Origin of the sequence: Klebsiella sp. GG_Kp175, from assembly GCF_040062325.1 — a bacterium.
In the GTDB taxonomy this organism is placed as follows: domain Bacteria; phylum Pseudomonadota; class Gammaproteobacteria; order Enterobacterales; family Enterobacteriaceae; genus Klebsiella; species Klebsiella quasipneumoniae.
The window spans coordinates 1-20,916 of sequence record NZ_JBEAFX010000020.1; the positions used below are offsets into that span (position 1 = coordinate 1).

Consider the following 20,916-nt stretch of genomic DNA (forward strand, 5'->3'; position numbering starts at 1 on the left):
GGGGGGGGGGGCGGGGGGGGGGGCAATCGACCGCCTCGGAAAGGGTGAAGCAGTCGGCATCGTTTGCCATCCACACCGGTTGGCCAAGCTGCTGCATGATATCCCGGCGCAGATCGTGGCCGTTGAGCACCAGGCAGTTGCAGTTTTTAATGCGTCCGCTTTGCGGATCGATAGCCCCGGGCAGGCCGATCCCCAGAGTGAACGGCTGCGGGCTGACCGCGCGCATATCGGCAATCAGGGTCAGCAGCTGACGCATAAAGGCGTCATAGCTCTCTTTGTGGGTTGGCCGACGCAGGCGCTGGACGCATTCGCCTGCGGGATCCAGCAGTACGGCCTCCATTTTGGTGCCGCCAATATCTATTCCAAGATGTAACATAGTGACCTCGGGGAATCAGACCCGGCCAGCACGTCTGGCCGGGCAAGGCGCTAGGCGTGAAGCGGTTGCGCGCGGTAAATCGCAATCAGTTCGGCAATCAGCTCTTTCGCCAGAATGGAGGTCATCAGGTGATCCTGAGCATGGACCATCACCAGCGTCATTTTGGTTTTTCCCTCGCCTTCGTCAGCTTCGATAAGCTGGGTCTGCACAAGGTGAGCTTCGCGGGAATAGTGCGCCGCTTCCTGCATTTTGGCGTCGGCGGTGGCGAAATCACCCGCTTTAGCGGCGTGCAGCGCTTCGTAGCACAGGCTACGGGACTGGCCGGCGTTGATGATGATCCCCATCACCTGTTCTTCTAATTCCATGATTATCCTCTGAATCGTTAGCGTTAAGCGGTTTGCGCCGCGTTGTCAGCCTGGTCGACGGCGTTTTCACGCTCCTGGGCCAGCAGCTGTTTTTCGTAAGCTTTGAGAAATGGCAGGTACATCACCATGGCGGTGGCCATACAAATAAGGCACAGGATCACCGGGCTAAAGCTCCAGTTCGCCGCCCACGAGGCGCCGATAGGGGCCGGCGTCGTCCACGGCGTCATCGACACTACGCGGCTGACCAGGTCCAGCTTCAGCGCAAAGTATGCCAGGGTCGCGTTGACCATCGGCACCAGCACGAACGGCAGGAAGAACAGCGGGTTCATGATGATCGGCGCGCCGAACAGAATCGGTTCGTTGATGTTAAATACGCCCGGAACCACGCCCATCCGGCCAATCGTCCGCAGATGCACGGCCTTGCTGCGCAGCAGCATCAGCGCCAGCGGCAGGGTTGAGCCGACGCCGCCGATCAGCAGATAGTGATCCCAGAAGCCCTGGACATAGATGTGCGGGATAGCGGTGCCAGCGGCCATCGCCGCCTGATTGACCGACAGGTTGGCCATCCAGAACGGGTTCATGATCCCGGTGACGATCAGCGCGCCGTGGATCCCGGCGAACCACAGTACCTGACAGACCAGCACTGACAGCAGGATCGCCGGCAGCGTATCGGAAGCTGCGACCAGCGGTTTCACCAGCGACATGATCGCTTCCGGAATGATCATCCCCAGCTGGGCCTCGATAAACAGGTTCAGCGGATGTAGCGTCAGAATGATCGCCAGCACCGGGATCAGGATCTCGAACGAGCGCGCTACCCCGGCAGGCACTTCCGGTGGCAGGCGAATGGTGATGTTATGTCGCTTGAGGAAGGCGTACAGCTCGGTGGAATAGATAGCCACCAGAATGGCGGTAAAGATCCCCTGGCCGGAGAAGTAGGCAGTAGAGATCTGGCCATCTTTCAGCGGCGCGGCGACCAGCAGAAACGACATCAGCGACAGCATCCCGGCGGTCAATGAGTCCAGGTGATGGTGCTTGGCGAGGCTGGCGGCGATCCCGACGGCGATAAACAGGGTCATCACCCCCATGCTGAAGTTGAACGGCAGCATCAGCGCCTCGCGATGATCGAGCGAAAATTGCAGCCAGGCGCGGGCAAAGCCCCACGTCGTATCCGGAGAAAACGGCGGGAAGATAAACACCAGCAAAAACGAGCCGACGATCATAAAGGGCAGGGCGGTAATAAAACCGTCTCGGATGGAGGTAACGTATTTTTGCTGGCCGATCGCCCCCGCCATAGGCGTGATCTGCCGTTCGATCACATCGATCAATTTAGCGTACAGAGAGCTCATGATCTTTCCTTAGTTCTTGTTTTCGATGAGGGAAAGGGCGAAATCAAGGACTGCGGCGCCTTTTTGCATGCCGTAGTCCATCATATTGATGGGTTCGACGCGGATACCGTATTTATCCGCCTGCTTTTGCAAATCCTGCTGCATGTATTTCACCTGCGGCCCCAGCAGCACCACCTGATAATGGCCAACCTGTTCGGCGAACTCTGCTACGCCATAGGCGTTGATCTCTACCGGCAGGCCCCGCTGTTCGGCTTCCGCAATCATTTTTTTCATCAGCAGGCTGGTGGACATGCCTGCCGAACAACACAACATAATTTTTTTCATAAGTACCGCTCCTGATGAGGTTGGATGTGCGGACTATAGTCAAAATGGATGCATTACGGAAAGCGCTTTCCGTTTATGGATTTATTTATTGTGACCATGATCACCTATGGCAGGCTTTCACTTTCCGGTGTTGTGGGCGATCATCCCGGCGAGACAATCATTCGCAAAGGTAGGAGTATGAACATTCAGTTAATGAATGTGGCCGTGGACATCATCGAGCAGCGGCTGGCGCCGCTGGCGAATGTTCTGACGCGCAACAACCACATTACGGCGATGCGCGATAGCTTTGCGCTGGCGATGCCATTTGTGATTGTTGGCAGCCTGTTGGTTCCCATTTTGTTTCCGCCCGTTTCCATCGACGGCGCCTCGCGTTTCGGCCAGGTCTATTTGCTGCTGCGGCCTATCCTGCTGCCGACCTTTCAGCTAACCATTGGCCTGGTGGCGCTGATTGTCGCTTTCGGCGCCAGCGCCAGTCTCGCCAAGCAGTACCGTCTGCCGGAACGGCTCTGTGGTTTAACCGGGTGTCTGGCTTTTCTGCTGTTTATCGGCTTTCGCGAGACTGCGGTGAGCAACGTTTATCTCGGCGGCATGGGGATATTTACCGCCCTGATATCCAGTACCTATTCCATTGAGATAATTCGTTTTTTCTACAAAAAAGGCTGGTGTATCCGCCTGCCTGATGAAGTGCCGCTGATGACTCGCAATGGCTTTCAACTGCTGATCCCGCTGCTGGTGGTGATGCTGTCGATAAGCGTGATGAATGCCATACTGCTGCAGACGACCGGGCGTATCGTACCGGAGCTAATCAGCGAAGCGGTGCGGCCGCTGGTGCTGGCGTCCGACACGTTGATGGCGGTACTTATCTCTTTGTTTATCTGTAACTTACTCTGGTTTATCGGTATCCACGGCGCGCTGATTATCACCGGGATTATGAACCCCTTCTGGATGACCTATCTGTTTGAAAATCAGCAGGCTTTGGCAGCGGGTTCGCCAACGCTGCCGCATATTTATCTGCAGGGATTCTGGGATTTTTACCTGCTGATCGGCGGTATCGGCTCCACTCTGCCGCTGGTATTGATGGCGATGCGCAGCCGCTCACGGCAGCTGAAAAGCGTGGCCAAAATTGGCCTGCTGCCGTCGCTGTTTAATATCAACGAGCCGATACTGTTTGGTTTTCCGGTGATCATGAACCCGGTTTTTTTACTGCCGTTTCTCTTTGTTCCGCTGATAAATGCCTGTATTGCATGGTATTTGACTCAGCTGGGCATCCTCGATCGCGCGGTGGCGATGCTACCCTGGTCGATGCCTTCTCCGCTGGGGGCGGCATGGTCGGCGAACGGCAGTTGGAAAAATTTGTGCATGAGCCTGTTCGCGATGTTTAACGCCTGGATGCTTTATCGCCCCTTCTTCAAAGTTTACGAACGCCAGCTCGCGGAAACCGAGCGCTGATCCCCTCGCCGTCGGCGGCTTATCCCCCGACGGCACCTGTTCACTTTCTCTTTCTTCCGCTCTGCTGCCGGCTTCCGGCGGTATTCTTGTTATTTTATGTGATCAGTCTCACGAATATATTCGTCGCAGAGCGAATTTTGTGAACCAGATAGGCAATTATGGAAAGCGCTTTCCATTTGTGGATGTACATTTCCATTTTTGATCCGTAAATTTCCCCTCCGTTATCAGTTCGTGTTAACAAACATAACGTGGGAAAAAATAATGATAAAGCTGAAACACTCAATACCTCTGGCTCTCCTCTCGCTGGCCGGGACCAGCAGCCTGGCCTGCGCCGATCCGAAGTATGATTTTGCGCTGCATGGCTATATTCGCTCCGGGATCCTTGCCAATTCTGATGGCAACCGCGCGGACTCCGTCGGCCTGATGCCGGACGGCAAGTGGCGACTGGGCAACGAAGAAGACACCAAGATTGAATTGATCCCCACCGTGACGCTGACGGCGGACAGCGGCGTGGTGGCGAAAGTGCAGGCCAACCTCACTCACCAGTCGAAATGCACCTCCGACTGGAACTGTCAGGATGACGATGGCCATGATGTGCAGTTTCGTGAAGGGTTCGCCGAGCTGAGCAATCTGGATTTTGCGCCGGAGATGACCTTCTGGGCCGGTAAGCGCTACAGCAGCTCCAACACTTCCAGCCATCAGTTTGACTGGGAGTACATTCAATACAATGGCACCGGCGGCGGCTTCGACAACATGGATCTGGGCTTCGCTCGCTTCGATGCCGGGGTCTACGCCTTTTCGCCCACCGATGAAACCAAAGCCTACCCGGTGGATAAGGGAGATCAGGGCTACCCGGATGACTACTCCCTCAACCTGTGGCTGAAAAAGATCGCCGGGACAGGCTTCGATCTGGAGCTGATCGGCCACCACATGAACCGTAACGAAAAGCATCCGACTTCCGCCGAAAAGGGCTATGGCGTGACCGGTATTTATAACTTTGACGGTTTTTATGGCCTCACCGGGGGGTACTCCCGCCTCGCATTGCAGTACGGCAAAGGGCTGGCGGCGGGCGACTCGCTGGGTAAAAACGGCTGGGGCTGGGCCAATCTGGAAAACACCCAGTCCTGGCGGGTGGTGCTGGATAGCGTGGCCTCGATGGGCGATCTGGAAATCTCCACCTTCGCCTTCTGGCAGAAGGATAAAAACTACCGCTGGTGGACGGAAGATGACAATGGCTGGGGACGCTCGATGTGGGTCGCCGGTATCCGCCCCTATCATCAGATCACCCGCAACTTTGCCATGCAGTACGAGCTGGGCTACGAATACCTGGATGACAAAAACTACAAAGGGGTTAACGGCAAAGGCAAAGGCGGCCTGACCAAAGTCACCGTTGCGCCAACGCTGACTTTTGACTCCGGCTTCTGGGCGCGCCCGCAGCTGCGTTTCTTCGTCACCTACGCGAAGTGGGACAAAGGTGTCTCCGATGCGCTGGACGGCAACTACAACTGGGATACCAATACCATCACCGCCGGCGGTTATTCCCGCAGTGGCTCAACCGACACCGTTAACTTCGGCGTACAGGCCGAAGTCTGGTTCTAAGGAGAGACAGAGATGAAGCCGATGAAAAACCTGCTGCTAATGGGGCTGCTGTCCGCGCTGGGGGCCGGCGGGGCGCTGGCCGCCGAGCGCTCGCATTTTGAACACTTTATCACTCGCGACGGCGCCGCTCTCAAGGATGGCGATAAGGTGTTTCGCTTCGCCGGGATCCACGCGCCGGAGCTGCACCGCATTGAAGACGACACCCGCGGCCCCTGCAGGGCAGACCCGCGCGGCTGGGGGCAATACTTTAAATGGCCGACGGCCCAGGAGCAGCAAAACTGGATCCAGGCGATGGTGCAAACCGGGGCGAAAGCCCAGCGCGTCTACGTGCTGTCGGTGCAGCAGGAGTTTGACAAGGCCTGCGGCCGCGAGACCCATATTCTCGCGCCAGAAACGGCGGACGGCATGCCGCGGCTGAATGAGAAAGCCATGCGGGTGTATGACAACATGATTGCCGAAGCGGATAAACAGGGATTGCGACTGATCCTGCCCTTTATCGACCACTGGTGGTGGTGGGGCGGGCGCGAGCAGCTGGCGGCGTTCTACCACGAAAAAGCGGAAGACTTTTATCGTACCGATAGCAAGACCTTCAAAGCCTATCTGGATGTGATCCGTCAGGTCATCACCCGGACAAATACCGTCACCGGCCGCGCCTATTTTGATGAGAAGGCGATCATGGCCTGGGAGACCGGTAACGAGCTGGAGGATACCAATGCCGATTTTCTGCAGCAGACCGCGGCGTGGATTAAAAAGTGGGCTCCCAACCAGCTGGTGATGGATGGCACCTATAAGAAAATCAATTCTTTTGCGTTGACTGACCCCAATGTGGATATCGTCAGCAATCACTATTACACCAACGCCGATAATAACCATCCCGGGCAGGTGACGCAGGATCTACGCGCCGTCGGCGGGCAAAAAGTCTATCTCGTCGGCGAGTTTGGCTTGCTGCCGGCGGATCAGCTGAACGCCATTATGCAGTCGATTGTTCACAGCGAGGTCAACGGGGCGCAAGCCGCCGGGGGGCTTATCTGGGGCTTCCGCGGCCATCGTCACGACGGCGGCTTCTACTGGCATAAGGAGTCGACCGGACACTACAGCTACCACCTGCCGGGGTTTGCAAAAGAAGGCGAAGCGAACCAGGAGCAGGCGGTGGTCGATCTGGTGCGCACCGCCGCAGCGCAGATGGCCGGACAGCAGAGGATGGCGCCGCTGCCGAAGCCGGACGCGCCTCTGCTGCGCGAGACCACCTCGCCCTTCGCGATCAACTGGATGGGTGCCGCGGTAGGACGTAGCTACGATGTCGAACGCGCTGGCTCGCCGACCGGGCCGTGGACGGTGGTGGGCCGGGATATATCCGATGGCGTTAACGAATGGAACCCGGAAACCATGGTTCTGTTCCGCGACGATTATCGTCAGCTTCAGCTCGGGCGGACGTACTACTACCGGGTGACGGCGAAAAACGAGAGCGGTCGTTCTGCCCCTTCCAATGTGATTAGCGTGAAGCATAGTGAGGTGAATCAGCCGCCGGCTATCACGCTGGAACCCGCCTTAACTACCACTCAGGACCAGGGCGTCGAGCTTACGGCCAACTGGCAGGACGATGGCCTGCCGTCGCGAGAGGTGAAAGTGGGCTGGCAGCACGCCGGCGACGGACAGGTACATTTCTGCCATGCCGATCGGCCGCAAACCCGGGCCTGGTTCACGGCGCCAGGCACCTATGCGCTGACGTTCACTGCCGACGATGGGCTGCTGAAAAGCAGCAAAACCGTGACCGTGACGGTGGGCGAGGCGACGGGGAAGGCGCCGGCGGATTTCTGTCGTTATCACGGCAAAGTCTATGGCGTGGCTGAGGGGCGCCTGACGGTAATGAAGAGTGATAAAGACGCGCTGGCAGTTGGCGAGGACGGTTTTCTCGGCCCATTTGCCAGCGAGGGGGATAAGATCAGCTGGCAGGTGCAGGCGCCGTGGAGCGGTCAGTTCCAGCTCAACGTAACCTTCAACGGCAAATGGGGCGGCAAGCAGAACTCCTTTGTCGTCAACGGGGGCGCTCCGCAGGCCGTGGCCTTCCCGCAGACGGATGAGCAGGGCCAGCAGCTGCGGATACCCGTAACGCTGAAAGCGGGGAGCAATCAGGTTGACTTCGGCCGCTTCGCCGGCGACTGGGGCTATATGTTTATTAAATCGATCGAAGTGGTCGCGGAGTAGTACGCTCAGGCTGCGCCAGACGGGCGCAGCCTTTTTTCGAAAGGAGAGGTTATGCAGCAGTATCAGTTTCCGCAAGGGTTTCTGTGGGGGGCGGCGGCGTCCGGCCCGCAAACGGAAGGGGTCACCAATAAACGCCATCGTTCCATCTGGGACAGCTGGTTTGCTGAGCAGCCGGAGCGATTTTATCAACAGGTAGGGCCGCAAACCGTGTGTGATACTTATCATCAGTATCCGCAGGACGTGGCGCTGATGAAACAGACCGGCTTCAACTCGTTTCGAACCTCGATTCAGTGGTCACGACTGATCGCGGATTTTGAAACCGGCGCGCCGGACCCGGACGCGGTGCGTTTTTATCACGCCTATCTTGATGAGATGATCGCCAACGGCATTGAGCCGATGATCAATCTCTACCATTTTGATATGCCTGAGGTGCTGCAGAAACAGTACGGTGGCTTTGAATCGGCGCACGTAGCAGAGCTGTTCGCCCGCTTTGCCCGCACCGCCTTTAACCTGTTTGGCCATAAGGTTAAATACTGGATAACCTTCAACGAGCCGATTGTACCGGTTGAGGGAGGCTACCTGTACGACTTCCACTATCCGTGTAAGAAAGATGGCCGGCTGGCGGCGCAGGTGGCGTTTAACATTATGCTGGCGCATGCCAAAGCGGTAACGGCTTATCGTGAACTGGCGCTGGCGGGCGAGATCGGCGTGGTGCTCAACCTGACTCCGAGCTATACGCTCACCGACAGCGACGCGGATAAAAAGGCCGCCTGGTATGCCGACCTGTTTTTTAACCGCAGCTTCCTTGACCCGCTGGTAAAACATGAATTCCCTAAAGCGCTGTGCAAGATCCTCGCCGCCCACGACTGCCTGCCGACGACCAGCAAAGACGACGTGGCGTTGATCCTCAGCGCGGAGATCGATTTTCTTGGGGTGAACTATTACGTGCCGCGGCGGGTAAAAGCGCGTGAGAGCGAATATAACCTCGATTATTTCACCCCGGAATACTATTTCGAAAACGCGGTGAACCCGCAGGGCCGCTTTAACCCCTATCGTGATAACAACGAGATCCTGCCGCAGGCTATTTACGACATTGCCGCCAATATTCGTGAAAACTACGGCAATATTAAGTGGTATCTCGCGGAAATCGGTATCGCGATGGATCGACAATCAGAGGGAGAGCCCGGGGCGGACGGGGTCATAGACGATACTTTCCGCATTCAACTGATGGAAGAGCATCTGGTGCAGCTGCACCGCGCTATTGCCGACGGCGCGAACTGCTTTGGCGTGCATCAGTGGACGTTTATCGACAACTGGTCGTGGATCAATGCCTTCAAACGGCGCTACGGCTTCTGGCGACTGGATCTGGATACCGGCGAGCGACAGATAAAACGCAATGCGCTGTGGTTTGCCGAACTGGCGACCAGCAACGGTTTTACCCGCGACAAATAGCGCGCTGCGCCAGCGCTCCCTCCTGGCGGCGCGCAAAGAGGGAGCGTGCGAGGCTACACCAGTTCGTCTTTATTAATGCCCAGCCGCTTCATGCGCGACAGGAGCGTGGTGCGCTTCAGCCCCAGCCGCTGGGCGGCGCCCTTCGGCCCGGCCACCACGCCGTTGCTCTCCTTCAGCACCCGGACAATCAGTTGATATTCATCTTCGCCTTCCTCAGGCAGGACCTCTGGCGACCGCGGAGGCTCGACGATATCCCGCTCCGGCAGGGAGAGCTGCAGCACGTTGCCGCGGGTCAGCAGGACCGCCCGTTCGATGACGTTTTCCAGCTCGCGCACGTTGCCCGGCCACTCCATGCGCGTCAGGGTGCGCAGGGTTTCCGCCGGGATGCTGTCGATATTGCGTCCCATGCGGCGGGCGATTTTGAAGGTAAACGCCTTCACCAGCAGCGGGATGTCGTCGGGACGCTCGCGCAGCGGCGGCAGGTGGATCGGGAACACGTTGAGCCGGTAGTAGAGATCGCTGCGGAATTCCCTGTCGATAACCATTTGCTTGAGATCGCGGTTGGTGGCGGCGATCAGTCGGACGTCGGTCTGGATCAGCTTGTTGCTCCCCAGGCGTTCGAACTCCTGCTCCTGGAGGACGCGCAGCAGCTTGGGCTGCAGCTCCAGCGGCATATCGCCCACTTCATCAAGGAACAGGGAGCTTTTGTCCGCCAGTTCGAAGCGGCCGATACGCTGGGCGCTGGCCCCGGTAAACGCGCCGCGTTCGTGGCCGAACAGATCGCTCTCCAGCAGCCCGGCGGGCATCGCGGCGCAGTTCATCTTCACCATCCGCCGACTGTTTCGTCCGCTGAGGTTATGAATGGCGCGGGCGATAAGCTCTTTACCGGTGCCGGTTTCGCCGAGGATCAGCACGGTGCTGTCGCTGTGGGCCACCATCTCGACCTGCTTGAGCACATTGTTCATCGCCTCGCTGCGGCCGATGATCTCCCCGAATTCGCTCTCGACATTGTTGAGCTGCTCGGTGAGGGCGAGGTTCTCATCCACCAGTCGCTCTTTCAGGCGCTGAATTTCGCGGTAGGCGAGGGCGTTATCGATAGCGATCGACACCCGCTCGGCGATCTGCCGCAGCAGCTTGAGATTGGTGGTGGTAAACACCTGTTCGTCGCACTGCGCCAGCTTCAGCACGCCGAGCAGGGTGTTGCCGGACATCAGCGGCAGCAGGCACAGGGTCTGGATCTTGTTGCCCCACATCTCGAAGAGCATTTTCTCGTACGGCGCGAGAGTGTCATGCTCGTGCAGGTTAAGCAGCAGCATCTCTTTGCTTTTGAACACCCGCTCGGTGAGGGTGCCGGCTTCATCCACCTCGCTCTGGTCGTGAACCGGATGGCTGGCGTCAAGATAGTGGGTGGAATAGATGTTGAGCTTCCCTTTGCGGTTGCTGCGCAGCACTACGCTGATGGCATCGATCCGGAAGTAGCGATGGATCTCTTTCGCCACCTCGCTGACCAGCTCGTCGATATCCAGACGCGAGAGGACCGCGTTGGTGATCGCCACCAGGATGCGAAAGTTGTCGCGCTCGTGGCACAGCAGATCGTAATCGACGTTGTTGCTGACCCGGTTCTGAATCTGCTCGGTGACCACGGCGACGATCTGCGCGAAGGTATGCAGCCGCTGGAACTCTTTCTCGCTCCATGGCCGGTTGTCACGACGCAGAAATTCGCAACCGCCGAAGATCCGCCCGTCGGCCGCCAGCGGCAGCAGCGAGTAGTACCCGAACGGGCGATAGATCCCGCTGCGGATAAGCTGCGGCCAGGTGTCGGCAAAGGTCTCATGATCGCAATGCAGGGCATCCGGCCGGGAGAGTAAGCGGCGTACAGGGCCGTGGGCGAGCACGGTTTCATCTTCGTAGCTCACCGGCTGGCCTGCCTCATCGCAGGCGTATCTGGCCGCGCGGTGGTTGCCTGCGTTCCACAGGATAATGGCCGCTTCGTCGGCCAGCGCGGACTGTTGCACCAGGCGGGTCAGGGTTTCGCTCAGCGCAGCCAGATCGGGCTGCTGTAATAAAAGCCGGGTGATATCAAACAGACCCTGCTGGCCGAGATCGCTCATCGGTGTATACGACATGGCTTACATCCAAAACGCGCCGGCAACGCGGCGCATAAGAAAATGATGGTACAAATAATAGTATGTTAATAAGGCGGTTGTGACCGCCGTTAACCCATCCGTGGGTGCCCGCTGGTTTGGGCGGGATACTCATGCTGGCTTTTCCCGGCTTACGCTGCGCTTAGCCGGGCTACAAGTGCGCGGAGTTTTGTAGCCGGATAAGGCGCCAGCCGCTATCCGGGCCCCGACGCCGTCGTTAACAAATTCTCGGCAGCGGCTCGGCGTGGGGAAGATCGAGCGTCCGCTTCACGCCGTACAGCCCGACGGAACGCACGCCCGGTCGGGCGACCACCTCGCCGATTATCGCCGCCTCGCATCCCAGGGCGTGAGACCGTAGATGCGTCAGCACATTTTCCGCTTCTTCGCGGGCGACGGCGATCACCAGCTTGCCTTCATTGGCGAAGTTCAGGGCGTCCAGCCCGAGCAGCTCGCAGACCCCGCGCACGGTGTCGTTGACCGGCAGCTTCGCCTCGTGCAGTTCAATGCCGCAGCCGCTGGCGACGGCGAACTCATGGGCGACGGCGTTGACGCCGCCGCGGGTGGCGTCGCGCAGGGCTTTTACGCCGCGCAGCGGCCGCAGGGTTTGGATCAGCGGCGTCAGCACCGCGCAGTCGCTGGACAGCGCGCCGTCGAGCCCCATCTGCTCACGCAGATTAAGGATGGTGGCGCCATGATCCCCCAGCGTGCCGCTGACCAGCAGCACATCGCCGGCGCTGATCTGCTGCGTCCCCCAGCGAACGTCCGCCGGGATGGCGCCGATGCCGGCGGTGTTGATAAACAGCTTATCCGCCGCGCCGCGCGGCACCACTTTGGTATCGCCGGTGACGATGGCGATCCCTGCCGCCCGAGCGGTATCGGCCATGCTGGCGACCACCGCTTCCAGGGTAGTCATCTCCAGCCCCTCTTCGAGAATAAACCCGCAGGAGAGATAGCGCGGGATGGCGCCGCTGACCGCCACGTCGTTGGCGGTACCGCAGACGGCCAGCTTGCCGATATTGCCGCCGGGAAAGAACAGCGGGTCAATCACATAGCTGTCGGTGGAGAAGGCGAGGCGATCCCCCTGAGCGGCAAGCGCCGCCAGATCGAGGCGCGCCTGATCCTCCTGCTCCGCCAGCCAGGGGTTGGCGAAAGCCTGCATAAACAGGTCGCCGATCAGCTGCTGCATTGCCTGACCGCCGCTACCGTGGGCTAACTGGACGCTTTTCATGCTTCATATTCCTGACTGCGATATTGATACCAGGCGGCGCAGGCCCCTTCCGAGGAGACCATCAGCGCGCCAAAGGCGCTTTGCGGATTGCAGGTGCTGGCGAAGAGCGGGCACTGGTGCGGTTTACAGCGACCGGTCAACACCTCGCCGCAGCGGGCGCGCGGGTCGTCGCACACGCGCTGCGGCGCCGGGCGGAAATGGGCCTCGGCATCGAAGCGCTGATAGGCCGGCGTGAGGCGCACGCCGGAGTCGCTGATGACCCCCAGACCGCGCCATTCGCTGTCGCCATCAAGGCAAAACACGTCGGCCATCGCCGCCTGCGCCAGCGGGTTGCCGGCATCCGGCACCACGCGACGGTACTGATTTTCCACTTCGCTACGCTGCGCTATTGTCTGCTCAACCAGCATCACCGCGCCTTGCAGTAGATCAAGCGGTTCGAAACCGGCGACCACTAACGGGCGATGATAGTCGCTGGCGATAAAGCCGTAGGCTTCGGTGCCGATCACCATACTGACGTGGCCGGGGGCGAGAAAGGCGTCGATACCGTTGTCCGGCTGATCCAGCAGACTGCGCAGGGTCGGCAGCAGGGTGATGTGCTGACAGAAAAAGAAGAAGTTTTCGACGTTGCGCTCCCGCGCCTGACGCAGGGTGAGGGCGGTGGCGGGCATGGTGGTTTCGAAACCAAGACCGAAAAAGACCACCTCACGCTGCGGGTTTTGCTGCGCCAGCCGCAGGGCGTCCATCGGCGAGTAAACGATGCGAACATCGGCGCCGCTGGCTTTCGCCTGCAGCAGTGAGCCGTTTTTGCCCGGCACGCGCATGGCGTCGCCGAAGGTACAGAAGATCACCCCCGGGCGGCTGGCAATCTCAATGCAGGCGTCGATGCGCCCCATCGGCAGGACGCACACCGGGCAGCCGGGCCCATGAATAAATTCAATATTCTCCGGCAACAGCTGGTCGAGACCGAACTTAAATATGGCATGGGTATGGCCGCCGCAGACCTCCATAATGCGCAGCGGACGCTGCGCGGTGTGCGGCAGCAGATGGGCACGCTGCTGAAGATGGGCCACCAGCTGCATGACCTGCTCGGGGGCGCGGTATTCGTCAACGTAACGCATTATCGCTCCTCGCCGTACAGCAGGGCGCCGACGTCCGGCTCCACGTCAAACATATTTTGCAGCGCCTCGAGAGTATCGCGCGCTTCGTCTTCATTAATCACGCTCATGGCGAACCCGACGTGCACCAGCACCCACTGGCCGAGACGCGGCTGACCCTGGTCGTCAACGGCGCCCACCAGCGTCAGGTCAACGTCGCGCTGAATGCCACAGACTTCCACCTTCGCCAGCACGCCGTCGATGGCGCAAATTTGTCCCGGAATGCCTATGCACATCGTTGCGTCTCCAGCCAGGTGAGCCACTGGTCCATGCCTTCGCCGCTGGTGGCGGAGAGGAGGATAATTTCAATATGCGGATTGACCTCGCGGGCGCAGGCCAGGCATTTACCGACGTCGAAATTGAGATACGGCAGCAGGTCGACCTTGTTGAGCAGCATCAGGCTGGCGGCGGCGAACATATGCGGATACTTCAGCGGCTTGTCTTCGCCTTCGGTGACCGACAGCACCGCCACCTTATGGCGTTCGCCGAGATCAAAGCTCGCCGGGCAGACCAGGTTGCCGACGTTTTCAATAAACAGAATGCCGTGGTCAGCCAGCGGCAGGCGCGGGGCGGCGTCGGCGATCATCTGGGCGTCGAGATGGCAGCCTTTCCCGGTGTTGACCTGGATCGCCGGAGTGCCGGTGGCGCGAATGCGGGCGGCGTCATTGACCGTTTGCTGGTCGCCTTCGATCACCGCGCAGTCGGCACGCCCTTTCAGCCGGGTGAGGGTTTCGGTGAGCAGGGTGGTTTTGCCGGAGCCGGGGCTGGAAACCAGATTCAGCACCAGCTGCTGCTTTGCCGCAAAGCGCGCGCGATTGCGCGCCGCCAGGCGGTTGTTTTTATCCAGCACGTCGATTTCCACTTCCAGCATCCGCCGCTGGCTCTGGCCCGGGGCGTGAGTCCCCGCTTCGCCATGGCCGTAATGCAGATCGCCCTCTGTCGTGCGGGTGGGGGCGAAGTGGTCAGTTTTGACGCCGGTGATGGTCATCGTCTGGCGTGGGGCGGGCGCGAAGGGGGCGCTGCGGAACGCGGAATGCGGGTTTCGTTCGTCTCCTTCAATATAGAGGTTGCCTTCGCCACAGCCGCATGTCGTACACATAATTTACTCCAATTCTAAACGCTGAATCTGTAAGCCGTCATCCGCCACGATCTGTAGCTGGTCGTTATTGCAGTGCGGGCAGCGGCGGACGTGCTGCGAGACAAGATGGACGTACTGCTGACAGCGTTCGCACCAGCATTCAGCCTGTTGTTCGGCGATATGCAGTTCACACCCCTCCGCCAGCGTGCCGCGGCAGACCAGCTCAAAGCAGAAGGTCAGGGCGCTGGCTTCGACGCAGGAAAATGCCCCGACCTTAAGCCACACGCCGGTCACCCGTCGCGCGCCGGCCTGCTGCGCCTGTTGTTCAATAATTTCCAGCGCCCGCTGGCTGAGGGTGATTTCGTGCATAGTCGCCTCCGTATCGCGATGCGCCTTTTATGCAATAACGATGCCAGAACAGACTCATGGCGGTGGGAAATGTCGATGACGACGCGCCGGGGCTGTCATCGACATGTCGCGTCGGCAGGAGATAAATATAAAAACATAATTAAATCAAATAAATAAAATGTGGCACGGAAAATGCTTAAACGGTGCATCTCATGCTACGGAGAAACCGATATGACTATTTGGGAAATAAGTGAAAAGGCGGATTACATCGCCGACCGTCACCGGCAGCAGCAGGAGCAGTGGCATATCTACTGTAACTCGCTGGTTCAGGGGATCACCCTGTCGAAAGCCCGCCTGCATCACGCGATGAGCTGCGCGCCGGACAAAGAGCTGTGCTTCGTGCTGTTCGGCCATTTTCAGGTGTTCGTCGCCCTGGCGGAAGGCTTCAACAGCCACACCATCGAATACTACGTCGAAAACAAAGGCGGCGGTGATAAGTATCTGATTGCTCAGGCCACGCTCGCCGCGGATGGCACGGTGGACGGGCGGATCAGCAACCGCTCCCGCGATCAGGTGCTGGAGCACTATCTGGCGATTATCGCCACCGTCTATGACCGTCTGTACGACGCCATGGAGCAAGACCAACCGGTGGACTTAAGCCATCTGGCCCTGACCCACTGATCGCAAGGTGTCGACATGTGTCGAAAATGACACCTGCGCAACCTGATTTCGTCAAAAGTGACTTTCACCCGAGGATGACCCGGTGAACCGTTTTGTAATTGCTGACTCCACTGTCTGTATCGGCTGCCGCACCTGCGAAGCCGCCTGCTCTGAAACGCATCGCCAGCATGGCCTGCAGGCGATGCCGCGGCTGCAGGTGATGCGTAATGAAAAAGAATCGGCACCGCAGATGTGCCACCACTGCGAAGACGCCCCCTGCGCCGCTGTCTGTCCGGTTAACGCCATCCAGCGCGTCGATGGCGCTGTCCAGCTCAACGAGAGCCTGTGCGTAAGCTGCAAACTGTGCGGCATCGTCTGCCCGTTTGGCGCGATCGAATTTTCTGGCAGCCGTCCGCTGGATATTCCGGCCAATGCCAATACCCGACTGGCGCCCCCCGCGCCGCCGGCGCCGGCCCGCGTCAGCTCGCTGCTCGACTGGGTGCCAGGGGTGCGCGCCATTGCCGTGAAATGCGACCTCTGCCACTTCGATGACCAGGGGCCGGCCTGCGTGCGGACCTGCCCGACCAAAGCGCTGATGCTGGTGGATAGCCGTGATATCGCCCTGGCCAGCAAGCGTAAACGCCAGCTGACCTTTAATACCGACCTTGGCGACTTGTCGCTGTTCCAGGCGCAACAGGGGGAGAGGGAATGAGTGTAATTGGATTAGTCAATCAGGCGGTGACATGGTACGCCGCCAGCGCCGTGCTGGCCTTTGTGTTTGCCATGCGTAAACCGCTCAGCGGCGCCATTGCCGGGATCGGCGGCGCGGTGGCCAGCGCCATGCTGGTGGTTGCCGGCGGCGCCGCGCTGTTGATGCCGGATCGGATCCACGGCGGCATGCTGCAGTTTCTCCATCTGACGATGCGGGTGGGCGGCGTGAATGCCTTGTGGCTGCTGGCCATTGGCCTGTCGGCGCTGCCGGTGTCGCTGTTTAACATTAGCTGGCATCGCCACCCGCAGGTGAAGGCCAACGGCCTGCTGGTCAACCTGCTGCTGGCCGCCGCCACCTGTGCGGTGGTGGTGACCAATATCGGCTCGCTGGTGGTGATGGCGGAGATCATGGCGCTCTGCGCGGCGTTTCTCACCGGCTGCGCCGCCTCCGGCAAGCTGTGGTTTGCCCTGGGTCGTCTCGGCACGTTGCTGATGGCCTGGACCTGCTGGCTGGTGTGGTCGACCTACGGCACCCTCGAGCTGGCGCAGATCAATCTTCAGGCGGTGGATATGATGCAGAGCCCGCTGCTGTGGCTGCCGGGGCTGGCGGGGTTCGCCCTGCTGGCGGGGGCTATCCCGCTGCACGGCTGGGCGCCGCAGGCGCACGCCGGGGCCAGCGCGCCGGCCGCCGCGCTGTTTTCCACTGTGGTCATGAAGGTCGGTCTGTACGGCATGTTAACCGTTTCGCTGGCCGGCGGCGTGCCGCCGCTGTGGTGGGGCGTGATGCTGCTGGTGCTGGGGATGATCACCGCCTTTATCGGCGGGCTGTATGCGTTGATGGAACATAACATTCAGCGCCTGCTGGCCTATCACACCCTGGAGAACATCGGCATTATCCTGCTGGGGCTGGGCGCCTTCGTCACCGGCGTGGCCACCCGCAACAGCACGCTGATGGTGCTGGGTTTCATCGGTGGCATGTATCACCTGATTAACCACAGCCTGTTCAAAACTACGCTGTTCCTCGGCGCCGGGGCGGTGTGGTTCCGCACCGGCCATCGCGATATCGAGAAGCTGGGCGGCATCGGTAAAAAAATGCCGCTGATCTCCCTCGCCATGCTGGTGGGGCTGATGGCGATGGCGGCCCTGCCACCGCTGAACGGCTTCGCCGGCGAGTGGGTTATCTACCAGTCCTTCTTCAAAATGAGCACCAGCGACCTGTTTATTGGCCGTCTTCTGGGGCCGCTGCTGGCGGTCGGTCTGGCGATCACCGGCGCGCTGGCGGTGATGTGTATGGCCAAAGTCTATGGCGTCACCTTCCTCGGCGCGCCGCGGAGCAAAGAAGCGGAAAACGCCACCTGCGCCCCCTGGCTGATGACCCTGAGCGTGGTCATGGCGGCGGTCTTCTGCCTCGTTGGCGGCATCGCCGCGCCGTGGCTGCTGCCGCTGGTGAGCGGTGCCTTCCCGCTGCAGGCCCAGGTGTCGAGCGTGGTGTCGCAGCCGATGATCGCGCTGCTGCTTATCGCCTGCCCGCTGCTGCCGTTCTTGCTGATGATCTTCTTTAAAGGCGATCGCCTGGCGGCGCGCTCGCGCGGCGCGGCCTGGGTCTGCGGCTACGATCACGAACAGTCGATGGTGGTCACTGCCCACGGTTTCGCCATGCCGGTGAAAGAGGCCTTTGCGCCGCTGCTGAAGCTGCGTCACTGGCTGAATCCGGTGCGTCTGGTGCCGGGCTGGCGATCGGCCTCGGCGCCGGCGCTGCTGCGCGGAATGGCGCTGGTTGAGCTGGCGGTGCTGGTGGTGATTGTCATTTCGCGAGGAGCCTGAGAATGAGTTTGTTAATTGCATTGCTACAGGCGCTGGCGCTGTTTGCCGTCGCGCCGCTGTTATCCGGGATCGTTCGCGTCGCCCGCGCGCGGCTGCATAACCGCCGCGGTCCGGGCGTGCTGCAGGAGTATCGGGATATCCTGAAACTGCTGGGCCGCCAGAGCGTTGGTCCCGACGCCTCGGGCTGGGTGTTCCGCCTGACGCCGTACGTCATGGTGGGCGTGATGCTGACCATCGCCACCGCCTTGCCGGTGGTGACGGTGGACTCTCCGCTGCCGGTGCTTGGGGATCTCATCACCTTGATCTACCTGTTCGCCATCGCCCGTTTCTTCTTCGCGATTTCCGGTCTGGACACCGGCAGCCCATTTACCGCGCTGGGCAGCAGCCGCGAAGCGATGCTCGGCGTGCTGGTGGAGCCGATCCTCCTGCTGGGCCTGTGGGTCGCCGCGCAGGTCGCCGGCTCGACGCACATCAGCACCATTACCGATACCCTTTATCACTGGCCGGCAGCGCGCAGCATTCCCTTGATTCTGGCGCTGTGCGCCTGCGCCTTCGCCACCTTTATCGAGATGGGCAAACTGCCGTTCGATCTGGCGGAAGCGGAGCAGGAGCTGCAGGAGGGGCCGCTTTCCGAGTACAGCGGTAGCGGCTTTGGCATCCTGAAGTGGGGCATCAGTCTCAAACAGCTGGTGGTGCTGCAGATGTTTGTCGGGGTCTTTTTCCCGTGGGGCCAGATGACCAGCTTCAGCGTCGGCGGCCTGCTGCTGGCGCTGGTGGTGGCCGTCGTCAAGCTGGTGGTGGGCGTGCTGATCATCGCGCTGTTCGAGAACAGCATGGCGCGTCTGCGTTTTTGTGCCACCTCCCGCGTCACCTGGGCCGGGTTTGGTTTTGCCTTTTTAGCCTTCGTCTCCTTGCTGGTGGCGTGATTTAAGAGAGTTTGAGCATGTCTGAAGAAAAAATCGGTCAACACTATCTTGCGGCGCTGCACCAGGCCTTTCCGGGCGTGGTGCTGGACGAAGCCTGGCAGACCAAAGACCAGTTAACCATCACCGTGAAGGTCAATTACCTGCCGGAAGTGGTGGAGTTTCTCTACTACCAGCAGGGCGGCTGGCTGTCGGTGCTGTTCGGCAACGATGAACGTAAGCTGAACGGCCACTACGCGGTCTATTACGTACTGTCGATGGAGCAGGGCACCAAATGCTGGATCACCGTGCGCGTGGAAGTGGACGCCAACAAACCGGAATACCCGTCGGTGACGCCGCGCGTGCCGGCGGCGGTGTGGGGCGAGCGCGAAGTACGCGACATGTACGGCCTGGTGCCGGTCGGCCTGCCGGACGAACGCCGGCTGGTGCTGCCGGACGACTGGCCGGACGAACTCTATCCGCTGCGTAAAGACAGCATGGACTACCGCCAGCGTCCGGCGCCGACCACCGACGCCGAAACCTACGAGTTCATCAACGAGCTCGGCAGCAAGAAAAACAACGTGGTGCCGATCGGCCCGCTGCACGTCACTTCCGATGAGCCCGGCCACTTCCGCCTGTTCGTTGACGGTGAGAACATTATCGATGCCGATTACCGTCTGTTCTATGTCCACCGCGGCATGGAGAAACTGGCGGAAACCCGCATGGGTTATAACGAAGTGACTTTCTTGTCTGACCGCGTGTGCGGCATCTGCGGCTTCGCCCACAGTACCGCTTATACCACCTCGGTGGAGAATGCGATGGGCATCGTGGTGCCGGAGCGGGCGCAGATGATCCGCGCCATTCTGCTGGAGGTGGAACGCCTGCATTCGCACCTCCTGAACCTTGGTCTGGCCTGCCACTTCACCGGCTTCGACTCCGGCTTTATGCAGTTCTTCCGCGTGCGCGAAACCTCGATGAAGATGGCGGAGATCCTCACCGGCGCGCGTAAAACCTACGGTCTGAACCTGATCGGCGGGATCCGCCGCGACCTGCTGAAAGAGGACATGATCCAGACCCGTCAGCTGGCGCAGCAGATGCGTCGCGATGTGCAGGAGCTGGTGGATATGCTGCTCAGCACCCCGAACATGGAGCAGCGCACCGTCGGCATTGGCCGGCTGGACCCGGAAATCGCCCGCGACTTCAGTAACGTTGGCCCGATGGTGCGCGCCAGCGGCCACGCCCGCGATACCCGCGCCGACCATCCGTTCGTCGGTTACGGCCTGCTGCCGATGGAGGTTCACAGCGAGCAGGGCTGCGACGTGATATCCCGCCTCAAGGTGCGGATCAACGAGGTTTATACCGCGCTGAACATGATTGATTACGGTCTCGATAACCTGCCCGGCGGTCCGCTGATGGTGGAAGGGTTCACCTATATCCCGCACCGCTTCGCGCTGGGCTTCTCCGAGGCGCCGCGCGGCGACGATATCCACTGGAGCATGACCGGCGACAACCAAAAACTGTACCGCTGGCGCTGCCGGGCGGCGACCTACGCCAACTGGCCGACCCTCCGCTACATGCTGCGCGGCAACACCGTTTCCGATGCGCCGCTGATCATCGGCAGCCTCGACCCGTGCTACTCCTGTACCGACCGCATGACCGTGGTCGATGTACGCAAGAAGAAGAGCAAAGTGGTGCCGTACAAAGAGCTGGAGCGCTATAGCATCGAGCGTAAAAACTCGCCGCTGAAATAA

Annotated in this window: 19 protein-coding genes; 9 read left to right on the forward strand and 10 right to left on the reverse strand. The window is 60.1% G+C overall.

Features of this window, described 5'->3' with window-relative positions:
- The 4 genes from ABLU73_RS21620 to ABLU73_RS21635 form a co-directional block, all read right to left on the reverse strand.
- Window positions 1–376, reverse strand: a 376-nt coding sequence (locus tag ABLU73_RS21620) for an ROK family protein (RefSeq protein WP_348850435.1), incomplete at its 3' end; no start/stop codon positions are given.
- 50 nt (window positions 377–426) lie between these two features.
- The gene (locus ABLU73_RS21625) at window positions 427–741 is read right to left on the reverse strand and encodes a PTS lactose/cellobiose transporter subunit IIA (RefSeq protein ID WP_002914983.1); all 315 of its coding nucleotides are present in this window, start codon (window positions 739–741) and stop codon (window positions 427–429) included.
- Between the two features lie 23 nt (window positions 742–764).
- Window positions 765–2,087, reverse strand: coding sequence for a PTS sugar transporter subunit IIC (locus ABLU73_RS21630; protein WP_004205635.1), 1,323 nt, complete (start codon window positions 2,085–2,087; stop codon window positions 765–767).
- A 9-nt stretch (window positions 2,088–2,096) separates the two neighbouring features.
- Window positions 2,097–2,411, reverse strand: coding sequence for a PTS sugar transporter subunit IIB (locus tag ABLU73_RS21635; protein ID WP_002914979.1), 315 nt, complete (start codon window positions 2,409–2,411; stop codon window positions 2,097–2,099).
- Between the two features lie 177 nt (window positions 2,412–2,588).
- Between ABLU73_RS21635 and ABLU73_RS21640 the strand changes: the two genes are divergently transcribed.
- From ABLU73_RS21640 to ABLU73_RS21655, 4 genes are all read left to right on the forward strand, one after another.
- Window positions 2,589–3,860 carry a PTS transporter subunit EIIC gene (locus ABLU73_RS21640; RefSeq protein ID WP_004151052.1) on the forward strand — a complete coding sequence of 424 codons (1,272 nt, stop codon included), beginning with the start codon at window positions 2,589–2,591 and terminating at the stop codon, window positions 3,858–3,860.
- A gap of 261 nt (window positions 3,861–4,121) precedes the next feature.
- Window positions 4,122–5,459: a carbohydrate porin gene (locus ABLU73_RS21645; protein ID WP_004205637.1), complete on the forward strand. Its 1,338-nt coding sequence runs from the start codon at window positions 4,122–4,124 to the stop codon at window positions 5,457–5,459.
- A gap of 12 nt (window positions 5,460–5,471) precedes the next feature.
- A complete protein-coding gene (locus ABLU73_RS21650; protein WP_264923707.1) occupies window positions 5,472–7,664 on the forward strand; it encodes a CBM35 domain-containing protein in 2,193 nt (730 codons plus the stop codon).
- 51 nt (window positions 7,665–7,715) lie between these two features.
- Window positions 7,716–9,116 (forward strand): glycoside hydrolase family 1 protein, encoded by a 1,401-nt coding sequence (locus ABLU73_RS21655; protein WP_064187469.1) that lies wholly within the window; start codon window positions 7,716–7,718, stop codon window positions 9,114–9,116.
- 53 nt (window positions 9,117–9,169) lie between these two features.
- Here the strand turns inward: ABLU73_RS21655 and flhA are convergent, their stop codons facing one another.
- The 6 genes from flhA to hypA all read right to left on the reverse strand — a co-directional run bounded on the left by flhA (window position 9,170) and on the right by hypA (window position 15,089).
- The gene (flhA, locus tag ABLU73_RS21660) at window positions 9,170–11,242 is read right to left on the reverse strand and encodes a formate hydrogenlyase transcriptional activator FlhA (protein WP_004205639.1); all 2,073 of its coding nucleotides are present in this window, start codon (window positions 11,240–11,242) and stop codon (window positions 9,170–9,172) included.
- A 235-nt stretch (window positions 11,243–11,477) separates the two neighbouring features.
- Window positions 11,478–12,488, reverse strand: coding sequence for a hydrogenase expression/formation protein HypE (gene hypE / locus ABLU73_RS21665; protein ID WP_043520715.1), 1,011 nt, complete (start codon window positions 12,486–12,488; stop codon window positions 11,478–11,480).
- Window positions 12,485–13,606, reverse strand: coding sequence for a hydrogenase formation protein HypD (gene hypD, locus ABLU73_RS21670; RefSeq protein WP_017899633.1), 1,122 nt, complete (start codon window positions 13,604–13,606; stop codon window positions 12,485–12,487). Before hypD ends, hypE begins: the two co-directional genes overlap by 4 nt.
- A complete protein-coding gene (locus tag ABLU73_RS21675) occupies window positions 13,606–13,878 on the reverse strand; it encodes a HypC/HybG/HupF family hydrogenase formation chaperone (RefSeq protein ID WP_043520714.1) in 273 nt (90 codons plus the stop codon). Before ABLU73_RS21675 ends, hypD begins: the two co-directional genes overlap by 1 nt.
- Window positions 13,869–14,741, reverse strand: coding sequence for a hydrogenase nickel incorporation protein HypB (hypB, locus tag ABLU73_RS21680; protein WP_017899634.1), 873 nt, complete (start codon window positions 14,739–14,741; stop codon window positions 13,869–13,871). Before hypB ends, ABLU73_RS21675 begins: the two co-directional genes overlap by 10 nt.
- Before the next feature lie 3 nt (window positions 14,742–14,744).
- The gene (gene hypA, locus ABLU73_RS21685) at window positions 14,745–15,089 is read right to left on the reverse strand and encodes a hydrogenase maturation nickel metallochaperone HypA (RefSeq protein WP_004205644.1); all 345 of its coding nucleotides are present in this window, start codon (window positions 15,087–15,089) and stop codon (window positions 14,745–14,747) included.
- Window positions 15,090–15,299: 210 nt separating this feature from the next.
- Here hypA and hycA point away from each other — a divergent pair, with 210 nt between their 5' ends.
- The 5 genes from hycA (at window position 15,300) to hycE (ending at window position 20,916) form a co-directional block, all read left to right on the forward strand.
- Entirely contained in the window at window positions 15,300–15,749 is a 450-nt protein-coding gene (gene hycA, locus ABLU73_RS21690; RefSeq protein ID WP_004205645.1) for a formate hydrogenlyase regulator HycA, read from the forward strand.
- Between the two features lie 82 nt (window positions 15,750–15,831).
- Window positions 15,832–16,440, forward strand: a complete 609-nt coding sequence (locus ABLU73_RS21695; protein WP_032456505.1) for a 4Fe-4S dicluster domain-containing protein — start codon at window positions 15,832–15,834, stop codon at window positions 16,438–16,440.
- Window positions 16,437–18,263: a formate hydrogenlyase subunit 3 gene (gene hycC / locus ABLU73_RS21700; protein ID WP_065696870.1), complete on the forward strand. Its 1,827-nt coding sequence runs from the start codon at window positions 16,437–16,439 to the stop codon at window positions 18,261–18,263. Before ABLU73_RS21695 ends, hycC begins: the two co-directional genes overlap by 4 nt.
- 2 nt (window positions 18,264–18,265) lie before the next feature.
- Window positions 18,266–19,189 carry a respiratory chain complex I subunit 1 family protein gene (locus ABLU73_RS21705; protein ID WP_004205648.1) on the forward strand — a complete coding sequence of 308 codons (924 nt, stop codon included), beginning with the start codon at window positions 18,266–18,268 and terminating at the stop codon, window positions 19,187–19,189.
- A gap of 17 nt (window positions 19,190–19,206) precedes the next feature.
- A complete protein-coding gene (hycE, locus tag ABLU73_RS21710; protein WP_004205649.1) occupies window positions 19,207–20,916 on the forward strand; it encodes a formate hydrogenlyase subunit HycE in 1,710 nt (569 codons plus the stop codon).